Origin of the sequence: Streptomyces sp. NPDC006872 (assembly GCF_040635845.1) — a bacterium.
GTDB lineage: Bacteria > Actinomycetota > Actinomycetes > Streptomycetales > Streptomycetaceae > Streptomyces.
The window spans coordinates 199,473-220,495 of sequence record NZ_JBEYIL010000018.1 but is presented as its reverse complement, the minus strand read 5'-3'; the positions used below and the strand labels follow the sequence as shown (position 1 = coordinate 220,495).

General features: G+C 69.9%; 14 protein-coding genes. 9 read left to right on the top strand and 5 right to left on the bottom strand.

Going from position 1 to position 21,023, the window contains the following annotated elements:
• Positions 1 to 18 precede the first annotated feature (18 nt).
• From ABZ725_RS40405 to ABZ725_RS40395, 3 genes are all read left to right on the top strand, one after another.
• Positions 19 to 1,299: a sensor domain-containing protein gene (locus ABZ725_RS40405; RefSeq protein WP_358807361.1), complete on the top strand. Its 1,281-nt coding sequence runs from the start codon at positions 19 to 21 to the stop codon at positions 1,297 to 1,299.
• Entirely contained in the window at positions 1,284 to 1,940 is a 657-nt protein-coding gene (locus ABZ725_RS40400; RefSeq protein ID WP_358807360.1) for a response regulator transcription factor, read from the top strand. Before ABZ725_RS40405 ends, ABZ725_RS40400 begins: the two co-directional genes overlap by 16 nt.
• A 171-nt stretch (positions 1,941 to 2,111) precedes the next feature.
• Entirely contained in the window at positions 2,112 to 3,701 is a 1,590-nt protein-coding gene (locus tag ABZ725_RS40395; RefSeq protein WP_358807359.1) for a DUF1996 domain-containing protein, read from the top strand.
• Between the two features lie 153 nt (positions 3,702 to 3,854).
• On the opposite strand, the gene ABZ725_RS40390 is transcribed toward ABZ725_RS40395, so the two are convergent.
• Positions 3,855 to 4,304 carry a hypothetical protein gene (locus tag ABZ725_RS40390; protein ID WP_351914822.1) on the bottom strand — a complete coding sequence of 150 codons (450 nt, stop codon included), beginning with the start codon at positions 4,302 to 4,304 and terminating at the stop codon, positions 3,855 to 3,857.
• Between the two features lie 101 nt (positions 4,305 to 4,405).
• Between ABZ725_RS40390 and ABZ725_RS40385 the strand changes: the two genes are divergently transcribed.
• The 5 genes from ABZ725_RS40385 to ABZ725_RS40365 all read left to right on the top strand — a co-directional run bounded on the left by ABZ725_RS40385 (position 4,406) and on the right by ABZ725_RS40365 (position 9,710).
• Positions 4,406 to 4,921 carry a tetratricopeptide repeat protein gene (locus tag ABZ725_RS40385; RefSeq protein ID WP_358807358.1) on the top strand — a complete coding sequence of 172 codons (516 nt, stop codon included), beginning with the start codon at positions 4,406 to 4,408 and terminating at the stop codon, positions 4,919 to 4,921.
• Between the two features lie 68 nt (positions 4,922 to 4,989).
• Complete coding sequence (locus ABZ725_RS40380; RefSeq protein WP_358807357.1) at positions 4,990 to 6,915, top strand: hypothetical protein; 1,926 nt, start codon at positions 4,990 to 4,992, stop codon at positions 6,913 to 6,915.
• A 70-nt stretch (positions 6,916 to 6,985) separates the two neighbouring features.
• Entirely contained in the window at positions 6,986 to 7,915 is a 930-nt protein-coding gene (locus ABZ725_RS40375; RefSeq protein WP_358807356.1) for a metal-dependent hydrolase, read from the top strand.
• Positions 7,915 to 8,940 (top strand): PDR/VanB family oxidoreductase, encoded by a 1,026-nt coding sequence (locus ABZ725_RS40370; RefSeq protein WP_358807355.1) that lies wholly within the window; start codon positions 7,915 to 7,917, stop codon positions 8,938 to 8,940. Before ABZ725_RS40375 ends, ABZ725_RS40370 begins: the two co-directional genes overlap by 1 nt.
• Before the next feature lie 80 nt (positions 8,941 to 9,020).
• Positions 9,021 to 9,710, top strand: coding sequence for a TetR/AcrR family transcriptional regulator (locus tag ABZ725_RS40365; protein ID WP_358807354.1), 690 nt, complete (start codon positions 9,021 to 9,023; stop codon positions 9,708 to 9,710).
• Between the two features lie 6 nt (positions 9,711 to 9,716).
• Here ABZ725_RS40365 and ABZ725_RS40360 read toward each other — a convergent pair whose 3' ends face one another.
• The 3 genes from ABZ725_RS40360 to pulA form a co-directional block, all read right to left on the bottom strand.
• On the bottom strand, positions 9,717 to 10,079 hold the full coding sequence (locus tag ABZ725_RS40360; protein WP_358807353.1) for an isomerase: 363 nt from the start codon (positions 10,077 to 10,079) through the stop codon (positions 9,717 to 9,719).
• Positions 10,080 to 10,092: 13 nt separating this feature from the next.
• Positions 10,093 to 11,745, bottom strand: coding sequence for a fused response regulator/phosphatase (locus tag ABZ725_RS40355; RefSeq protein ID WP_358807352.1), 1,653 nt, complete (start codon positions 11,743 to 11,745; stop codon positions 10,093 to 10,095).
• Positions 11,746 to 11,830: 85 nt separating this feature from the next.
• Entirely contained in the window at positions 11,831 to 17,248 is a 5,418-nt protein-coding gene (gene pulA / locus ABZ725_RS40350; protein ID WP_358807351.1) for a pullulanase-type alpha-1,6-glucosidase, read from the bottom strand.
• 188 nt (positions 17,249 to 17,436) lie between these two features.
• Here pulA and ABZ725_RS40345 point away from each other — a divergent pair, with 188 nt between their 5' ends.
• Complete coding sequence (locus ABZ725_RS40345) at positions 17,437 to 19,509, top strand: carbohydrate-binding module family 20 domain-containing protein (protein ID WP_358807350.1); 2,073 nt, start codon at positions 17,437 to 17,439, stop codon at positions 19,507 to 19,509.
• 7 nt (positions 19,510 to 19,516) lie between these two features.
• On the opposite strand, the gene ABZ725_RS40340 is transcribed toward ABZ725_RS40345, so the two are convergent.
• Positions 19,517 to 20,893, bottom strand: coding sequence for an alpha-amylase family protein (locus tag ABZ725_RS40340; protein ID WP_358807349.1), 1,377 nt, complete (start codon positions 20,891 to 20,893; stop codon positions 19,517 to 19,519).
• Positions 20,894 to 21,023: the final 130 nt, after the last annotated feature.

Genomic DNA, 21,023 nt, shown 5'->3' with positions numbered 1-21,023 from the left:
CTCGGCCAGACTGACGGCATGAACACCAACACGAAGAGCGGCGAGGGCGGTTCGAGGGCACGCGGGATGGTGCTCGCCGCCGTGCGGGGGCTCGCGCTGGCCGTGGTGTCGCTGCCGCTGAGCATCCTGGGCCTGTGCCTCTCCCTCGTGTCCATGGCCCTGATACCCATCGGGGTCGGGGCCCTCACCACGCCCTATGTGGTGAAGGGGGTGCGTGCCTACGCCGACCGGCGGCGGGCGCTCGCCGAGCGGTGGGGCGGGGTGCGCATCCCGTCGGCGTACCGGCCGGCCCCCAAGACCATCAACCCGTTCCGGCGCACCTACGCGCTGCTGCGCGACCCGGCGACCTGGCGGGACCTGCTGTGGCTCCTGGTGGACCTGCCTGCCGGGTTCGCGACCGCCCTGCTGCCGGCCGTCCTGGTCTTCTGTCCGCTGGAGGGGCTGGCGCTGCCGGTCGGACTGTGGCGGGTGTACCTCGCGACGGAGGACGGCGCGTACTGGTACCTCTTCGTGCCGGTCAGCGACCAGACGTCCGCTTTCGGCGCCGGGGCCCTGGGCGCGGTCCTGCTCTTCGTCGCCCATCGGTACGCCGTGCGCGTCTTCCAGGTCCACTTCCTCCTCACCCGGGCGATGCTCACCCCGAGTCAGGCCGAACTGGCCGAGCGGGTGAGAGTGTTGACGCAGACCCGGCGGGACGCGGTGGACACCTCGGCCGCCGAACTGCGGCGCATCGAGCGGGATCTGCACGACGGCGCCCAGGCCCGGCTGGTGGCCATGGGCATGGACCTCGGCACCGTCGAGATGCTGCTCGACAAGGACCCGGAGAAAGCCAAGGCGTTGCTGGCGCAGGCCCGTCGGTCCTCCGCCGAGGCGCTCTCCGAGCTGCGCGACCTGGTGCGCGGCATCCATCCGCCGGTGCTGGCCGAGCGCGGACTCGGGGACGCCGTACGGGCGTTGGCGCTGCGGCTGCCGGTCGCCACCGAGGTGACCGTGGAGCTCGGCGCGGGCCGCGCGGACGCGCCCGTGGAGTCGGCGGCCTACTTCGCGGTGAGCGAGGTGCTGACCAACGCGGTCAAGCACTCCGGCGCCGACCGGATCTGGGTCGACCTCCACCACGGCGACGACCGGTTGCAGATCTCCGTCACCGACGACGGAAAGGGCGGCGCGAGCATCGGCGCCGGTTCGGGCCTGGCCGGGGTCGAGCGGCGACTGGGTACATTCGACGGCGTCCTGGCCGTCAGCTCTCCTGCCGGCGGTCCCACCATGGTGACCATGGAGATCCCTTGCGTGTTGTCCTAGCCGAGGACCTCTTCCTGCTGCGCGACGGTCTCGTCCGGCTGCTGGAGGCCTACGACTTCGAGATCGCCGCGGCGGTCGAGACCGGGCCCGAGCTGGCCCGGGCGCTCGCCGAACTGGAGCCGGACGTCGCCGTCGTCGACGTCCGGCTCCCGCCCACGCACACGGACGAGGGGCTGCAGTGCGCGCTCGAGGCCCGCCGTGCGAAGCCCGGGCTGCCGGTGCTCGTCCTCTCCCAGCACGTCGAACAGCTGTACGCGCGCGAGCTGCTCGCCGACGGCAGCGGCGGGATCGGCTATCTGCTGAAGGACCGGGTGTTCGACGCGGACCAGTTCGTGGACGCCGTACGGCGGGTCGCGGCGGGCGGTACGGCGATGGACCCACAGGTGATCCAGCAACTGCTGGCCCGGCGTACGGGCGACGGACAGGGGCCGGTGGACCGGCTCACTCCGCGCGAACGGGAGGTTCTGGAGCTGATGGCGCAGGGCCGGTCGAACGCGGCGATCGCCGCCAAACTGGTCGTCACCGAGCGGGCGGTCGCCAAACACACCGCGAACATTTTCGTGAAGCTGGGTTTGGAGGTCGCCGGCGACGACAACCGCAGGGTGCTGGCGGTGTTGGCCTATCTGGACCGGGATCGGTGAGCCCTCCAACTGCTGTGCCATGTGAGGGTGTTGTGGCTGTTTTGTCGTACGGAGCTCTCATCAATTTCTGAGGACGCTGAACACCTCTGGGGCGGCGTGCGTAAGTGAGGGGGCAGCTTCACTCCTGTCGGGCGCCTCGATGCTGCCCCGCAAGGAAGTCAGAGGAGTTCCATGGGACGCAACATACGTAAACGCCGTTCGTCGATGGCCACGAAGGCCGTGGCAGCATCGGCGGCCCTAGCGCTCGGCGGGGGCGGGCTGATCTGGGCGAACTTCTACGCTTCGGCGCACGAGTCGAACAGCTCGGGCCAGAACCAGACGAAGGCCGCCAACGCAGCCGCACAGGTGGCCACCATCTCCTGCCCGGATGTGGGGCAGAAGCTGACGAACGTGCCCAAGGGGGCGAAGCAAGGCGTCGCGACCGAGCTGGCCAACCTCGACAAGCAGATCACCGAGGCGTACACCCGGCTCGCTTCGACCCGCCAGGCCCAGGCTAACGACGCCAGCTTCGTCCAGAACGCGATCACCGGCCCCCTGAAGGAGAAGCGGGCTGCGACGATCGACCGGATCCGGATCAACATCACGCGCTCCGGTGGCCAGTTCAACAGCTCGTTGAGCCAGCTCGCGGCGTGCACCACGCAGGCGGCGAACAACACCAACGCCGGCCAGGGCCAGGGCAACGGCCAGCAGAACAACGGCCAGAACAACGGCAACCAGAACAACGGCAACCAGAACAACGGTGGCCAGAACAACGGCAACGCCGGTCAGAACAACGGCGGCCAGCAGAACAACGGCAACGCCGGCCAGGCGCAGAACGGCCAGGGCGGCAACGGACCCGTCGCCGCGGACTTCGTGGACATCACGAAGGTCCAGGGCAACGCCGCGCTGGGCGTGGGCCAGAACGGTCTCGCCGCGAACGGCAACAGCGGTTCGAAGGGCACCTTCACCTCGAGCTGCGGCACCAACGGGAACGACAACCACAACACGGACAACGTGATCGTCGCCCCCGGTGTCACCAACGGCGCCCACCACCTGCACGACTACGTGGGCAACCAGAACAACGACGCCTTCGCGAGCGACCAGGAACTGGCCGGTGCGAGCACCAGCTGCCAGAACCAGGGTGACAAGTCCTCGTACTTCTGGCCGGTGCTGCGTCTCCAGGACGGCACGCAGGACTTCGACCAGAACAACGACGGCGGTGGCAAGGAAGGCAACGTCGGCAAGATCCTGCAGGCCTCCCAGGCGCAGATCAAGTTCGTCGGCAACAAGAAGGGCAACGTCGTCGCGATGCCGACGGCCCTGCGCATCATCACCGGTGACGCGAAGGCCTTCGTCAACGGCAACGCCAACGCCAACGTGAACTGGAGCTGCACCGGCTTCGAGAACAAGGTGCAGCTGAAGGACCAGTACCCGATCTGCCCGCAGGGCAGCCAGGTGGTCCGCACGTCGAACTTCCAGAGCTGCTGGGACGGCCAGAACATCGACTCGGCCAACCACCGCACGCACGTGTCGTTCGTCCAGGCCGACGGCACCTGCGCCAACGGTTTCAAGGCGATCCCCCAGCTCCAGGTCCGGCTCGTCTACAACGTCCCGGCCCCGAAGCTGCAGAACGGGACCGTTGTGAACCCGTACGCGGTGGACACCTTCCCGGAGAACCTGCACAAGCCGATCACCGACCACAACGACTTCATCAACTTCTTCTCCACGAACCTGATGAACAAGATGGTCAACTGCATCAACACCGGCAAGAAGTGCAAGTGATCGACTGAGTAGGACCGACTGAGAAAGCCGGCGGTGAGGATTCCTCACCGCCGGCTCTTTCGTGTGTGTGGAGTTGTGTTGCAGTTGCAGTGGTGCGCAGTTGTGGTGGTGCGCAGTTGTGGTGGTGCGCAGTTGTGGTGGTGTGGAGCTCGGTCAGTGACCGGAGTGGGTCGCGCTGTCGGAGGGCTCGCCCGAGACGTGCGCGGAGTGGTCGGTGCCCTCCTCGATCTCACCGCCGAGCGTCTTGCGCAACGTGTTGACGGTGCTGGTCTCCTCGCCCACGGCCACCCACTTGCGGCCGACCAGGTAGTGGCCGCCGTAGTCCTTGGCCCCGTTGATCCACTCGCGCTGACCGCGGTCGGTCGCGAAGGTCACCAGGATGAACTTGCCGGCGGCGACCTTGCAGATGGCCTGACGGAGTTCGTCGGCGTCGGTCTGCATGTCGGGCGTGCACTTCACCTTGGCAGCCAGTTGTTCCAGGCTGCCGGTCGCGGTCACCGGCACGGTCGCGGCGGCCTTCGTGGCCCCGCCGGAACCGCAGCCCGTCAGCACCAGCGCCGCCGCGGCGGCGGCCGCCGCGAGCATCGGTCGGGTCACCTTCATCTGTTCCTCCCTGCAAGAGCCTCGTCCTGGATACGGCTCCCACGCACGGTGCGCTCAAAATACCGGTGTCCCGGCGGGCGCACCCGTGCGAGAGTGAGCCGGTGAACGAGGACTGGGAAGATCGCGTGACCGCCGCCTGGGCGACCTTCGACGACTATCCGGAGGAGGAGGCGGCGGACTTCCGGGCCGTGATCGACGCGCTCGTCGCCGAACTCCCCGAGGGCAGTCCGCTCGGCCCGTTCGAGCAGGCCTGCGCCTGGGACTCGACCGGCCACTCGGACCGGGCGGCCCCGCTCTACCGGGAGGCGCTCGCGCGCGGTCTCGGCGAGGTGAGCGGCTACAAGGGCAGACGCGCCAAGATCCAACTCTCCAGCTCGCTGCGCAACATCGGACGGGCGGAGGAGGGCGTCAATCTGCTGACCCCCGAACTGGACGGCCCGTCCGACGAGTTGGACGACGCCGTACGCGCGTGTCTGGCCCTGTGTCTGTCGAGCCTGGGCCGCGACCGCGAGGGCCTGTCCCTCGTCCTCGGCGCACTCGCCCCCCATCTGCCGCGCTACCAGCGGTCGATGGCCAACTACGCGCGAGCGCTCGTGACGGACGGGCCGAAGGGCTGACCGCACGGCAGGGGCGGTGACAGCGGTGGCGGCGGTGACCATCCACCGTTTCGCTCGTTTGCCTGGACGTGCAGTCACAGGATGTCGCCCCGCGCCCCTCAGCCGGATCCTCCGCCGACCGGATCGTCGACGTCGAGCAGGCCGAGGCCGCGCTCGTCGAGCACTACCCGCGTCTCGTCCGGCTCGCCTATCTGGTGCTGCCACCCGGCCCCGGCCGCGGTCGGCGCGTCCTGACCGCACACGCGCTCGCCCAGCGCGCCCTGCCCCGCGGCCGCGCCTCCGCGCCCGTCATCCCGGCCCAGTCCACCGGCCGTGACGGCGACCCCGGGTACACCTACGTCCGCCTCCAGGTGGTCCGTACGGCGCTGGAGGCGGGGCTGCCGCTGAGGCTGCGGGCCTGGCCCAAGCGCGCCCAGCTGCCGCCGCCGCTCCCCCAGGTGTGGGGCCTGCGGCTCTTCCCCCGTTCCGGCGGCGCGGACGAACTCGCCCTCGACCAGCGGCTCGCCGCCCTCTCGGGCCCGGCCCGGGCCGCCTACGTCCTGCGCGGTCTGGAGAAGCTCCCCGACGGCGATGTGCGCGAGGTGCTGACCGCCTCGGGCGTCGAGGACGTCGCGGCGGCCCTGCGCGAGGCCGGTGAGATCCCGGCCGCGCAGTACGCGCTGCTCGACTCCCCCGAGTTCGACGCCTGCTCGCTGCAGGCCCGGCCCACCGATCTGATGCGCCGCCGCCAGCACACCAGGGCCGCGCTGGCCGCCGCGGCCGCGCTCGCCGTGTGCGGCGTCCTGATCGCGCTGCCCGGCGGCGGCTGGGGACCCGACGGCGCGGCCGCCCCGGTGTACGCGCAGAACCCGGCCGCCGAGGCCGCCCTCGACCCCGGGCGGCTGGTGAAGCTCTCCCCAGCCGCCTGGAAGACCTCCGCCCGCACCGACTTCTCGGTCTGGCCCGCGCGCGGCCCGCTCACCCGCGACACCGCCCTGCTGCGCCGCGCGCTCGCCGTCTGGGCCCGCCCCGGCGAGAGCGTCCGGGTCTCGGCCACCCCGGACACCCCCACCGGCGGCCCGGCCGGACCGCCGCAGCTGCTCTACGCGGGCGAGGTCGACGCCGCCCGCGTGGTGATCCTCTACGACGGTCTGCGCATCGCCCGCTACGCCGAACCGAAGGACGGCACGGCCGGGGCGGCCCTCGACTTCGCCCGGGTCGACGGCGCGACCCGCGCCGAGGCGGGCGCGCTGGTGCTCGGCCGGTCCGACGGCAACGTCCGCTATCTGACGGCCCCCTGGGTGACGAAGGCCGGCGAGCGGGACCTGTCGAAGCCGGGCGCCGGGGTGCTGGAGCTGACCCTGACCGACGGGATCACCTCGCCCCTGTCCAGCCCGGCCACCCAGACCGGCACCTGCACGAGCTGGAACGTCCTCCAGCTCACCGACGCCTCGGGCAGCGGGCTCCTCAGCGACCTCGGCGAACTCGTCCCGGCCCGCCTCACCGCGGGCCGCCCGACCTCGCCGGCCGATGCCACGGGCGCGGAGGCGCTGCGGACCTGGGCGCCGTTCGCCTGCTCGCTGGCCGACGCGCGCGGACAGGGCGTACGGACGGTCAACGCCTGGGGCTACACCCGGCAGCAGCTGCCCGACGCGAGCGGCTCGGCGGCCTGGGTGTGCACCCGGGCCGAGACCTGGCGGGGCGACGGCAATCGGGTGCTGGCCCAGTTCCACACGCCGGGCGGGCCGTTCGGGGCGGCCGTGGCGAAGGCCGGGGACGTACCGGCGTGCGGGGCGCGCGATCCGCATGTGCTGGCCGGGGTGCTGTGGAAGTCGAAGGGCGGCGACTGGTACCTCCTCGCGGCCGGCGACAAGGAGACGGCGTCCATCCGGACGACGGGCGGGGTGACCGGCTCCGGGCAGGGCAATCTGCTGACGGTGCCGGCGAAGCAGGGCGCGCAGGCCGGCCTGGAGGGCGAGCTGACGGACGGGCGCTCGATCAGCGGCCTGCGCTGATCCTTCCCTTCCTCGCCCTGAGCGCGTCACAGGGGTTCACTCTCGCCCTACCCGTCAGTACATTGACATCATGTCCAACAAGCCGGACGGGCGGCCCGAGGAACGCGTCACGCTCAAGGCCCGCAGGGTGTCCTTCTCCTGGGAGGGCACCCCGCTGCACTGGGTGCCCGGGGACCCCTTCACCACGCACACCATCAACGTGCTGCACCTGCTGCTGCCGGCCGGCGAGCGGTGGTTCGTGCACGTGTACAAGCAGGTGCTGCCGTACATCGAGGACGAGCGGCTGCGGGCGGACGTCATCGGGTTCATCGGGCAGGAGGCGATGCACTCCCAGGCCCATGACGAGGTGCTGCCGCATCTGCGGGAGCAGGGGCTCGACCCGACGCCGTACACCGCGCAGGTCGACTGGTTCTTCGAGAAGCTGCTCGGCGACCGCACCCTGCCGCCGGGGCGGGCCCGGCGCTGGTGGCTGATGGAGCGGGTGGCGCTGATAGCGGCCATCGAGCACTACACCGCGTTCCTCGGCGACTGGGTGCTGAACGCCGGGGAGCTGGACCGGCGGGGCGCCGACCCGACCATGCTGGACCTGCTGCGCTGGCACGGCGCGGAGGAGGTCGAGCACCGGTCCGTCGCCTTCGATCTCTTCATGCATGTGGACGGCGGCTACCGGCGGCGGGCGCGGACCTGGGCGACGGCGTTCACGGCGCTGGTGTTCCTGTGGCAGCGCGGGGTCCGCTTCTTCATGGCGAACGACCCGACCCTCGTCGACGGCCGCGGCTCCTTCAAGGACTTCTACGTCCGCGGCAGACGGGGCACGCTGCCCGCGACCGGCGACCTGCTGAGGTCGGTCCCGCGTTATCTGAGCCGCGCCTACCACCCCTCGCAGGAGGGTTCCACCGAGCAGGCGGTCGCCTATCTCGCCTCCTCCCCCGCCGCGTTGGCCGCGGACCTGGCCGCGGTTCCGGCCGTGGATCCGGCCGTGGCGAAGAGGGAGTTCTGATGGCGAGGGCCGGGACGCTGATGGCGGTCGCGGGCGCCGCGCTGCTCGTCCGGCGGGCGATGCGGCGCAGGATCGAGGCCTCGCCGCTGTGGCCGATGCCCGCGCTGGAGGAACCGGTCTCCGGCCGGCCCCGGTCACGGGCGCTGCGGCTGCCGGTGGCCGCGCGCGAGACGGTCGCCGACGGTGTCGTGCAACTGCGCCTGGAGGGCGGGCGGTTGCCGCGCTGGGGCCCGGGTGCCCATGTGGACCTGGTGCTGCCGTCGGGGCTGGTGCGGCAGTACTCGCTGTGCGGGGACCCACAGGACGCCTCCTCCTACACCGTCGCCGTGCGGCTCGTGCCCGGCGGGCGGGGCGGCTCGCGCGAGGTGCACGAGCAGGTGCGGGAGGGCATGGAGATCGAGGTGCGGGGGCCGCGCAACCGCTTCCCGCTCGTCGAGGCTCCCGGCTATCTCTTCGTCGCCGGAGGCATCGGCATCACGCCGATCCTGCCCATGCTGCGGGCCCTGCCCGAAGGCGCCGATCTGCGGCTGGTTTACGCCGGTCGCACGCGGGCCTCGATGCCGTTCCTGGAGGAGCTCGCGAAGCTCGGCCGGGACCGGGTGACGGTGGTCGAGGGGCGGCCGGATCTCGACGCCCCGCTCGCGGATCTGCCCGAGGGGACGGCCGTCTACGCGTGCGGTCCGGACGGGCTCATGGCGGCCGTCCGGGAGCGTGCGCCGCAGGTCCGGCTGGAACGGTTCACGGCGCGTACCGTCCGCGAAGGCGACGCGTTCGAGCTCGAACTCCGGCGCAGCGGGCGGGTGTTGACGGTTCCGGCCGACTCGACCGTGCTGGCCGCCGTGCGCGCCGAGCTGCCGAACACCGTCTACTCGTGCGAGCAGGGCTTCTGCGGAACCTGCCGACAGCGGGTGTTGGAGGGCGAGGTGGAGCACCGGGACGAACTGCTCACCGACGCGGAGCGCGGTGACTCGATGCTGATCTGTGTGTCGCGGGCGCGAAGTGGGCGACTGGTGCTGGACATGTGATCGACTCCACGCTCGATCGAGGTGAACACCTGGTCCGGTCCGGTCCGTTGGAGTCCGGATCCGATCGGTAAGGTGTTCGTATGACTACCGGGGTTCGTCGCAGAATGGGAGTCGAGGAGCGTCGGCAGCAGTTGATCGGCGTCGCCCTCGAACTGTTCGCCCAACGCTCGCCCGACGAGGTCTCCATCGACGAGATAGCCGCGGCCGCGGGTATCTCACGCCCCCTCGTCTATCACTACTTCCCCGGCAAACTCAGCCTGTACGAGGCCGCGTTGAAGCGGGCGTCGGAGGATCTCGCGGGTCGGTTCGCCGAACCGCACGAGGGTCCGCTGGGCGCCCGGCTGCTGCGCGTGATGCACCGGTTCTTCGATTTCGTCGACGCGCACGGCCCGGGCTTCTCGGCACTCATGCGCGGCGGCCCGGCGGTCGGCTCGTCGACCACCAACGCGCTCGTCGACTCCGTACGTCAGATCGCCTACGAACAGATCCTGTCGCATCTGGACATCACCGATCCGCCGCCGCGGCTGGAACTGATCGTCCGGTCCTGGATCTCGCTCGCCGAGTCGACCGCGCTGATCTGGCTGGACGGGCGGCGCATCCCGCGCGAGGAGCTGGAGCTCCAGCTCGTGCACGACTTCGCCGCGCTGACGGCCGTCAGCGCGGCCTACGACGACGAGCTGCGCACCCTGCTGCGGCCCATGCTGGGCGGCGAGCCGGCCGACGGCCCCTTCGGCAACCTGGTCACCCGGCTCATCGCACTGGCGTCCTGAAGCGGCTCAGCTCTCGTACTTGCGGTAGGAGGGGTCGAGGTCGCGGATCTCGGCGGAGGCGTGCAGCACGAATCCGTCCGCCGCCACATGCTCGCGCAGGTGCTCCAGCACGGCCTCGGTCAGCTTGGCCTTCGTCTCGTCGGTGCGGCCGGCGAGCAGTCCCAGCGTGACGTGGACGACCGCGTGCCCCAGTTCCTCGGGGTCGTCGTAGCCGAACGCGGTGAACTCGGCCGGCCGGAACAGGGTCTTGCACGCCTCCGGCTTGGCGGCCGCGATCTCGACCACCGAGGTGTGCAGGGCCCGCGCGAATCCGGCCCGGTCGAAGGCGGACGCCATCGTGCTCGAGTAGTCGACGGTGATCTGCGGCATGGGCACTCCTGTTCTAGGTCTCAGCGCTCACCCTAGTCGCAGGATCCCCGTCCAGCCGCAGTGCCAGCATCGCGATGTCGTCGTCCCGGTCGTGGTCGAAGCAGGTGAGGAGCGTGTCGCACAGGGCGTCCAGGCCCGGCATCGCGCCGATGGCCGCCGCGCGAAGGTGCTCCATCGAGACCGCGAGATCGACGCCCCGGGTCTCGATCAGCCCGTCGGTGACCATGAGAAGCCGGTCGGTGGGTTCGAGGAACAGCTCGGTCGGCGCGGGGTGGGGCACGCCCAGACCGAGCAGCGGGCCGGCCGCCTTGACGTAGTCGGCGCTGCGCGTGTCCCGGACGATCAGCGGCGGGATGTGACCCGCGTTGGCGATCCGGGTGCGTCCGGTGCCGGGGTCGATCAAGGCCAGGCAGACCGTCGCCGTGACCTCGGGATGGTAGAGCTGGAGCATCCGGTCGAGGCGTCCGGCGAGCACGGCCGGGTCGCTCTCGTCGACGCAGTAGGCGCGCAGCGCGTGCCGGATCTCGACCATCACGGTGGCCGCCTCCAGCGAGTGCCCGACGACGTCGCCGACCACGGCCAGCACCCCTTCCCCGGTGCGCAGAGCCGCGTAGAAGTCGCCGCCGATCTCCGTCTCCCGGGACGCGGGCACATAGCGGACGACGACGTCGACGCCCGGCAGCTCGGGCAGCCGGTGCGGCTGCGGCAGGAAGCTGTGCTGAAGGGTGAGGGCGACATGCCGCTCGATCTGGTACATCAGCAGCGGCTCGGCGGCGAGCACGGTGGCCTGGGCGAGCCGGGCCAGCAGGGACTCGTTCTCCGGGTCCACCCTGCGGACACCGCGGGTCGGGGTGGCCAGACACACCGCGGCCCGGCCGTCCTGGGCGGGCATCACCACCAGCCGGGCGTCGTGCTCCACACCGGGCCGGAAGAACCCGGCGGGCCACAGCGGCGCGGGCACGGTGGTGATCCGCACCCCGGCCTGACCGTGGGCGAGCCGCCGCAGCAGCGCGGTCACCGTCCGATGGGCGCCCGCGTCCGGCAGCGCGAGCGAGGTGCGGTTGCGCGAGGTGGAGCGATAGAGCTCGTCGTCCGGTCCGAGGACGAAGACGGCGGCGGTGACCCCGGTGAGCCGTGCGGTGCCCTCGGCCGCCGCGGCGGCGAGCTCCTGCGGGGAACGCGCCGACTGGATGGTGACGATCGCCTCCGACAGCAGGGTCAGCCGCCGCGCCGCCGCCTGGTCGTCGGCCCGCAGCCGTGCGGCCCGCACGGCCGCCCGGACCATCGCGTCGATCTCCTCGGGCTCGGCCGGCAGCGCCAGATGGGACTCGCCGCCCGCTTCCAGCCCCTGGCCGAGGTCGCCCGGGGCGGCTTCGCCCGCCGAGAAGTGCACGACGGGCAGCCCGGACATGTGCGGCCGGGCCTTGAGCCGGCGGCACAGCTCGAAGCCGCTCATGTCCGGCAGCTCCACGTCGACGAGGGCCACGTCCGGCAGGGTGCCCTTGCGCAGCCGTACGTCCAGCTCGACGAGTGCCTCGTTGCCGGTGCCGACCGCGACGACCTGGTGACCGGCGCGCCGCAGCACACCGCCCAGGGCGAACCGGCCGGCTGCCGTGCGGTCCACGACCAACACGGTCAGGTCCGTCCGTCTGCCGTTGACGCTCATGTGTCAACCCTCGGACTCCCTGGTGGAGCAGACCGAGTTCGAGGCCTGCTCCACCAAGGTAATGCCCCTGTCCAGAGCGTCTCCGTCAGTGAGTCGTGCGGGCGAACACCGCCACGCTCCGGCCCGGGACGGCGAACGTGCCGGACGCCGACTCGTAGGAGGAGGACTTCACGGTGGAGTCCTTCCCCGCCGCCTGCACCGGGTGCAGCCGGTATCCCGTCCCCGCGAGCGCGGAGACCGTCTGCCGCTGGGCGGTCGGCGTCGCGTTGAAGACCACGACCAGGTCACCGAGCTCCATGGTGATCACCCCGGGCGTCTCCTCCTTGCCGGACAGCGGGAAGGACAGCGCCGACTGCACCTGTGCGGCCGTCCCGAGGGAGAACGCCTTCTCCGTCGTACGGATCTTCAGCAGGTCCTGGTACGCGGCGGTGGCCGCGGTGATCTGCGGGCAGCCCACGCCCACCGTCGCGGTGGCCAACAGGGGCTTGGCGTACGGCCACTTGGACGTGTTGTCGGCGGCCGGTGGCAGTCCGCGCCCGAAGCCGTTGCCGGCCGAGCAGTTCCAGTGGATCGCGTTGAACCAGTCGCCGCTGTCGAAGGAGTTGCGGTCCAGGGACTTGGAACGCAGCAGGTCGGTGCCGGCCTGGGACAGCGCCGGGCCCTGGGAGAGCGCGGCCGTGGCCATGGCGAGGACCTGCATCCGCGAACGGTCGGCGGCGGAGGTGTCCGCCGGCAGCTTGAAGGCGAGGGCGTCGAACAGCGACTCGTTGTCGTGCGCGTCCACGTAGGCGAGGGCGTCGCCGGGCGCGTCCGCGTAGCCGGCCGGGGCGCCGTTGTAGTCGACCTCGGCGCCGGTGACCTCGTTGCCGCCGGTGTCGGTGAAGCGGTACGCGGCGAGGTTCCCGGACAGGCCGACCTTGATGAGGTCCTGGTAGTGCAGCAGACGGGCCTTCTGCTCCGCCGAAGTACCGTTGCTCGTCGACGAGTTGGGGTCGGTGTACAGACCGGAGGCGAAGCCCTGGACGCCCGGGTCCTCGTCGAACGGCCCGCCGCCGCGTACGGCGTCCCGCGCACGGTCGGAGAAGGTCGCGATGCCCGTCCCCGCCATGTTCTGCTGCGTGGCCTGCACGAACCGGGCGTCGTCGGCGACCTCGCCGAAGTTCCAGCCCTCGCCGTACAGGATGATCTTCTTGCCGTCGACGCCGTCCTTGGCGAGGGTCAGCGCGTCCAGGGCCTTGCGCACGGCGAGGATGTTGGCCTTGGGGTGGTGGCCCATGAGGTCGAAGCGGAAGCCGTCGACCTTGTACTCCTTGGCCCAGGTGACGATCGAGTCGACGACCAGCTTGCCCATCATGGCGTTCTCGGGGGCCGTGTTGGAGCAGCAGGTGCTGTTGGCGACCGAGCCGTCGGCGAGGAGCCGCTGGTAGTAGCCGGGGACGACCTTGTCGAGGACGCTGGTGTCGGCCTGACCGCTCGCCGCCGTGTGGTTGTAGACGACGTCCATGACGACCCGCAGGCCGTCCTCGTTCAGCGCCTTGACCATCTTGCGGAACTCGACCGTGCGCTCGGTGCCGTCGGGGTCGGTGGCGTACGAGCCCTCCGGGACCGTGTAGTGGTACGGGTCGTAGCCCCAGTTGTAGGCGTCCTTCGCGGCGGTCTTCGCGATGCACTCCTGCTGCTTGTCGGAGTCGGCCGCGTAGGAGGCGAGGTCGCAGTCGGGGGTCGCCTGGTCGGACTTGTTCTCGGCAATGGTGGCGATGTCGAACGCCGGGAGGAGATGGACGTAGGAGGTGCCCGACTTCGCGAGCTCCTTCAGGTGCTTGGAGCCGTCGCTGTCCTTGTCGGTGAAGGCGAGATACGTACCGGGGTCGGTCGCCGTCTTGTCGGCGACGGAGAAGTCCCGGATGTGCAGCTCCTGGATCTGCGCGTCCTTCAGCGCCACCGCCTTGGGCTTCGGGTACGAGGACCAGCCGCTCGGGGCAAGGGACTTGTCGTCCAGGTCGACGACGAGACTGCGCTCGGAGTCGGTGGTCAGGGCGACGGAGTAGGGGTCGGTGACCTTGTTGACGACGACCTTCCGGACGCTGGGCGCCCAGACCTTGACGATGTACCGGTACTCCTTGCCCTTCCAGGACTTGGGGCCGGTGACGGACCAGACGCCGGTGGTGGCGTTCCGCTTCATCTTCACCGTGGAGCCGTCGAGCTCCAGCGCGACGCTCTGCGCGGTCGGCGCCCAGACGGCCAGCGTCGGACGGCCCTTGCTGAACGTCGGCCCGAGGTCGGCCTTGGCGGCTCCGGCGTAGAGATCGTCGAGTACGCCGGCGATCTGCACGCCGGTCGCGGCGAGCACGGCGCCGGTCACGGCCCGCTGGGAGGCGACGACCTGACCGGCGAGGGCCTCGCGGATCCGATCGCGGTCGCGCGGGTCGACGGTCCAGGCGGTGTAGTCCTTCAGGTGCGGGAACTTCTCCTTCTGGGCGTCGGTGAGGGACGTCCTGGACAGGCGGAGCCATCGTTCGTCGTCGCTGGTCAGCGCGCCGTCCTTCGCGGCGATCGAGCCGTCGCGGCTGTACAGCAACTGGGTGGAGGCGGCCGCGGCGGAGCCGTTCCAGGCGACCGTGTTCCGGTCGATCCAGACCGCCTTGGAGGTGGTCAGGTCGAGGGCGGCCGCGGCGCCCGCGGGCTGCGGGAGCAGGTACTCCTCCTGGCCGTTCAACAGCCACACCTCGTGGCCGTTCGCCGTGAGGTCGAGCGACTGGTCGCTGGGCAGGTCCTTCTCGTCGCCCTTGTGGAGGATGTAACTGAGGCTGGTGGCACCGTCGGTGAGCGGTACCTCGTAGACCGCGCCATAGGCGTCGGTCTTCACGGGCTGCAGCGGGTTCGACCAGTCGGTGGGGTTCGCGGCGCCCGTCCAGACGTGCAGGCCCCAGCCGTCGTAGTTCCCGTCGGCGCGGTGGTAGTGGATGACCGCCCTGGTCCTGTCCTGCGCGGGGTACTCGGGCTTCTCGGTGAGTACGTCCGTCCTGCCCTGCTCGATCCAGACCTCGCCGGTCCTGGTGACGTCGATCGAGCGGTCGGCGGAGACGTCCTTGTTGCCGTCCTTGTCGATGACGAGGAAGCCGACACCGGAAGCCCCGGGCTTCAACTTGACGTAGGCGAAGGCGCCGTAGGCGTCGCGGCCGGTGAAGGGGTGGCTGTCCGGCCAGTTCGTGGACTCGCCGTCGGCGAGGTCGCCCCAGGCGTACAGGCCCCAGTTCGCGTAGTCGCCGTCGGTGCGCTTGTAGTGGACGACCGCGTAGTCACGGGAGGAGGCGGTGGGGACCTCCTCGGCGGGCGGGGCGCCGCTGACGCTTTCAGCGGTCGCACTCGCCGTACGCCTCGCCGAGTCGATGACGACCGCCTTGTAGCGCAGGGCGGTCCCGGCCGGTACGTCCTCGCCGACGATCTGCGTGACCTTGTACGGGGCGTGGTCGGCGGAGCCGAGGGTCTGCCACTTGCCGTTGCCGACCTGGGCGGCGAAGACGACCCGGTTCAGCTGTCCGCCCTCGACGTCGGCGGTGAGCTCGACGGTGCCGGTGGCTCCGGCGGCCGGGGCCTTGAGGGTGATCGTCGGCAGGGCGGCGGGCTCGGCCGGCTTGCCGGTCGCCTTCAGCACGATCGCGGAGCCCGCCGGGACGGTGACGGTGATCTTCTTGTCGGCGCCGGACTTCGACGTGGCTTCGGTGCCGTAGACGCCCCGGTAGGTCATGTTCGCCGAGCCGGTCGCGAAGGTCGCCGACTTCGCCGTGCCGGCGTTGTTGAAGGCGACGACGTACTCGGTCGTGTCCTTGCCGGTCCCGTTGCGGGAGAAGGCGTAGACGCCGGCGCCGTCGGCCGCGTAGCGCTCGGTCTGGACGCCGTCGGTGAGGGCGGGATTCGCCCTGCGGAGCTCGGCCAGCGCGGCGATCTGCCGGTACAGGGGTGCGTCGGTGTCGTACGCGTCGCTCGCGTGGGTGCGGTCGGTGCCGATCTCGTCGTCGTCGAGGTAGTCGGCGGTGCGGGAGGCGAACATCGTCTGGCGGGCGTCCTTGTCGCCCCCGGAGCCCGTGAAGCCCTGCTCGTCGCCGTAGTAGACGACCGGGTTGCCGCGGCTGAGGAACATCAGCTCGTTGGCGAGCTTGTCCTTCTTGAGCAGTTCGGCGTCGGTGGCCTTCGGGTTGTCCTGGTTCAGGAAGTAACCGATGCGGCCCATGTCGTGGTTGCCGAGGAACGTGACCTGCTCGTAGGCGTTGGCCTTGTCGGTCGTGTACTTGTAGTCGTCGCCGAACACTCTGGAAAGCGTCTGTGCGCTACCGCCCTGGGAGGCGTACTGGCGGGCCGCCTCCTGGAAGGGGAAGTCGAGCGTGGCGTCGAGGCGGCCCTGGGTGACGTACGGCGAGGTGATCGACGTGTCGGCGGAGTAGACCTCGCCGAACATGAAGAAGTCGTCCCGGCCCTGCTTGGCCGCGTAGGCGTCGAGGGCCGTCGCCCACTGGGTCCAGAACTCCATGTCGACGTGCTTCACGGTGTCGATCCGGAAGCCGTCGATGTCGAAGTCGCGGACCCACTTCTCGTAGATCTTCTCCATGCCGCTGACGACCTCGGGACGCTCGGTCCACAGGTCGTCGAGCCCGGAGAAGTCGCCCTGTTCGGAATTCTCGCCGGCGAAGGTGGAGTCACCGCGGTTGTGGTACATCGTCGGGTCGTTGAGCCACGACGGGACCTTGACGTCCGTTTTGGCGGCCGTGACGGTCGGCGTGCGCGGGAAGGAGTCGGCGTCGACGGACGGGAAGGTCTTCGTGCCGTCCGCGTAGTCGGCGTCGTCGAAGGGCTCGCCGTCCTTCGTCAGGTACGGGAACGCGCCCTTGGACAGGTAGTCGTAGGACTTCTCCTCGTAGTCGACGACGTCGGCCGTGTGGTTGGTGATGACGTCGAAGAAGACCTTCATGCCCTTGGCGTGCGCCTTGGAGATCAGGGTCTCCAGGTCCCTGTTGCTGCCGAAGTGCGGGTCGACCTGGGTGAAGTCGGTGATCCAGTAACCGTGGTAGCCGGCCGACGCGTTGCTCCCCGTCCCCTGCACGGGCTGGTTCTTGAAGATCGGGGCCATCCAGATGGAGGTGGTGCCGAGGCCCTTGATGTAGTCGAGGCGCTGGGTCAGGCCCTTGAGGTCGCCGCCCTGGTAGAAGCCCTTGTCGGTGGGGTCGTAGCCGGTGCTCAGCCGGGAGCCCGTGAGCCCGCCGCGGTCGTTGGCGGTGCTGCCGTTGGCGAAGCGGTCCGGCATGACGAAGTAGAACTGCTCGCGGGTGTCGTCGTGCCGGGCGGACGCGGCGGCGAGCTTGGCGTCGGACGGAGGCGGGGGCGGGCTGTCGGCGTGGGCCGCGAGGGGCTGCACGAGCACTGCCGCCAAGGCGGTCACGGTGACGGCCGCGATCCGTCTGCTCTGCGCGGTGCGGCTCGCCGGGGGCGCCGGCCATCTGGATATCACAGGCAAGAACTCCTTGCGCTTACGGCTCTCTTGGGTCCGACCCCGCGCGACCGTATCGCTAACGAAAGGTTTACAGCAAGAGTCTTGCAATTAGCAGAAAGAACTTTCACCCAGACCTTGACGTGCCCTTCTCAACTCCCCCACGCTCACCGGTTGTTGAACCCCGCAACCCCCTTTCGGAGCCGCAGATGACTGCCAGACACCGCCCCCCGGGCGTCCTACGCCGCACGGCCAGTACCGTGGCGGCCGCCGCGCTCGCCCTCGCCGGGGCGATCGCGCTCCCCGCCGCCCCCGCCCGGGCGGACGCCACGACCTCCGGCGATGTGATCGCCAACCTGTGGGAGTACAACTGGAACTCGGTCGCGTCCGAGTGCACCGATGTGCTCGGCCCGAACGGCTACGGCGCGGTGTGGGTCGCCCCGCCGTCGGAGTCGTTGAAGCAGTCCAACTCCTACTGGTGGGACGTCTACCAGCCCTACTCCTACAGCCTGAACGGCCGCTTCGGGACAGCGGCCCAGTTCGCGGCGATGGTCACGGCCTGCCACACGGCCGGCGTCAAGGTCTACACGGACGCGGTGATCAACCACACCGCGGCGCAGACCGGCGTCGGCTACAACGGCACCACGCTCACCAACAAGTACGACACGGCCGACTGGGACCCGGACGACTTCCACACGTCCGCGGAGTGCAGCGACTCCGACCTGATCATCGACGACTGGTCCAACCTCAACGAGATCCAGAACTGCGAACTGCTGGGCCTGCCCGACCTGGAGACCGAGGACGACGACGTCCGCTCGGGCATCGCCGCCTTCCTGAACAAGCAGATCGCGCTGGGCGTGGACGGCTTCCGCATCGACGCCGCCAAGCACATCCCGGTCGCCGACCTGAACGCGATCTGGGCGAAGCTCTCCGACACCGCCTCGGGCGCGGACCCGTACATCTTCCAGGAGGTGTACCCGGGCTCGACCCCGGCCGCCTCCGACTACTACGCCTCGGGCGACGTCCTGGACTTCACCTACGCGAGCAGGCTGAAGTCCGCGTTCCAGGGGAACGTGAGCGATCTGGAGTCCCTGGCCTCGTCCGGGATCCTCACCCCCGCGAACTCGGTGTCCTTCGTGACCAATCACGACACCGAGCGCAACGGCCTGCACATGAGCTACAAGGACGGCGACACCTACCGGCTCGCCAACGTCTTCGAGCTGGCCTACAAGTGGTCGACGCCGACGATCTACTCGGGCTTCGAGTGGTCGTCCTCCGACCAGGCGCCGCCGAACTCGGGCGGCTTCGTGACGGACACGAACTGCTCCGCCGGCTGGTACTGCCTGCAGCGCGACACCGCGATCACCGGCATGGTGAAGTGGCACAACGCGGTGGGCTCGGCGGCCGTGGCCAACTGGTCCACGAAGTCGTCGAGCGTGATCGGCTTCGGCCGCGGCACGGGCGGCTACATCGCGCTCAACAACGGCTCCTCCGCGGCCACGTACACCTTCGCGACGGGCATGGCCGACGGCACGTACGCGAACGTCGTCGACAACGGCGCGACGACGGTGACGGTGTCCGGTGGCAACGCCACGCTCACCGTCCCGGCGAAGAGCGCGATCGCCTTCTACGACGGCGAGTTCACCCCGTGCACGACATGTGAGGGCGGCGGGGGCGACGACCCGGCCTCGACGGTGACGGCGACCTTCAACGAGTACGCGGCCACCAGCAGCGGCACGAGCGTCCACGTCGTCGGCTCCATCGCGGCGCTGGGCGGCTGGGACACCTCGAAGGCCGTCCAGCTGTCGTCGACCGGGTACCCGATCTGGTCGGGCCAGGTGAGCCTGCCGATCAACACGTCCTTCGAGTTCAAGTACATCAAGAAGGACAGCTCGGGCAATGTGACCTGGGAGTCCAACGCCAACAGGGCGGCGGCGACCACGACGTCGGCGCTCGCCCTGAACAACTCCTGGAACGTCGCGAACGCGAGCGCCACCGACGTCACCTTCAACGTCAACGCGACGACGACCCTGGGCACGAACGTCTACGTCGTCGGCTCGATCGCCTCCCTCGGCTCCTGGAGCCCGACCGACGCGATCCCCCTGTCGTCGGCCTCCTACCCGACCTGGAGCAGGTCGGTGATCGTCCCGAAGAGCACGACGTTCGAGTACAAGTACATCAAGAAGGACGGCTCCGGGAACGTGACCTGGGAATCCGGCACGAACCGCTCGTACACGACGGGCAGTTCGGCCGGATACTCCGCGAGCGACACCTGGAAGTAGGCGCGACTCAGCAGCTCGACTTGCCGGCGTAGATCGCCAGCGCCGTGTTCGAGCTCAGGGTGGCGGTGAACTGCCCGCTGGAGTTCACCGTCACCGTCGTGTTGTTCTGGACGTTGCAGTACGTGCCCGCGGCCAGTGACGTCTGGTATGTCCGGCTCAGGCTGCTCGACTCGTGGTTGATCGCCACGTAGCCCTTCGCGCCCCGCCCGAAGGCGATCGCGTCGGCGCCGTTGTCCCACCAGTCGGTCATCGACTCGCCGCGGGTGGCGTTGCGGAAGGCGACCATGCGCAGGATCTCCGGCCAGGCGTGCTGGCACTTCCAGCCGTCCTGCCAACAGGCGCTCACCGCCCCGCTGTTGGGCGGTCCCGCGTCCGTGTCCGACCACTCGTAGCCGGAGTTGACGTCCGGCGCGCCGTAGGGGTACGCGAGCATGAAGACGTTGGCGAGCGTGTAGTTCGCGCCGTCCTTGTAGTTGAGCGTGGAGCCGTTGCGCTCGGTGTCGTGGTTGTCGACGAACACACCCGCGACCGAGCTGCTCAGATACCCCCAGCCCTCGCCGTAGTTCTTCAGGTAGGCGAGGTTCTCGTTGTTGAAGACGCGCTTGAGGTCGTAGGCGTAGCGGAACTCCTGGACGTCGCCGTTGCCCGTGTACTCGGTGGGCTGGACGGCCTCGCCGGAGCCGTAGATGACCTCCTGCTTCCAGTACGCGCTCGGGTTCGTCAGCCGGGACTTGATGTTGGCCAGGTCGGCGGTGTCGATGTGCTTGGCGGCGTCGATGCGGAAGCCGTCGACCCCGAGGGTGAGGAGGTCGTTCATGTACCCGGCGATGGCCTTGCGGACGTACTCCTCGCCGGTGTCCAGGTCGGCGAGGCCGACGAGTTCGCAGTGCTGGACGTTCCAGCGGTCGGAGTAGTTGGTGACGTAGGAGGTGCAGTCGTCGAAGTCGTAGGAGGAGTACAGGCCGGGGTAGTTGTACTTCGTGTACGACGATCCGCCCGTGCCCGTGCCGCTCCCCGCCGACATGTGGTTGATGACGGTGTCGACGACGACCTTCACGCCCGCCGTGTGGCAGGTGTTCACCATGCTCTGGAAGGCGGTCCGGTCGCCGAGCCGGCCCGCGATCTTGTAGCTGACCGGCTGGTACGACGTCCACCACTGCGAGCCCTGTATGTGCTCGGCGGGCGGGGAGACCTGCACGTAGCCGTAGCCGGCCGGGCCCAGCGTGTTGGTGCACTCCTTGGCGACCGAGGCGAAGTTCCACTCGAAGAGGACGGCGGTGACGTCCTTGGTGCCGGGCGGGGTGGCGGACGCGGCGGTGGGGGCCATGACGGCGGCCGCGGCGGCCAGGGCGAGGGCGCATGAAAGGGGTCTGCTGCTTGCCATGTGGGGTGTCCTTCTCCGTTGAAGGCTCTTGCTGAAATATTTCAGCAAACTTGCGGTGACGCAGATGTTAAAGGCCCGCTGCCCGAAAGGGCAGCGGGCCGTGTGAAGTTGATGCGGAAACTTGGGCAGC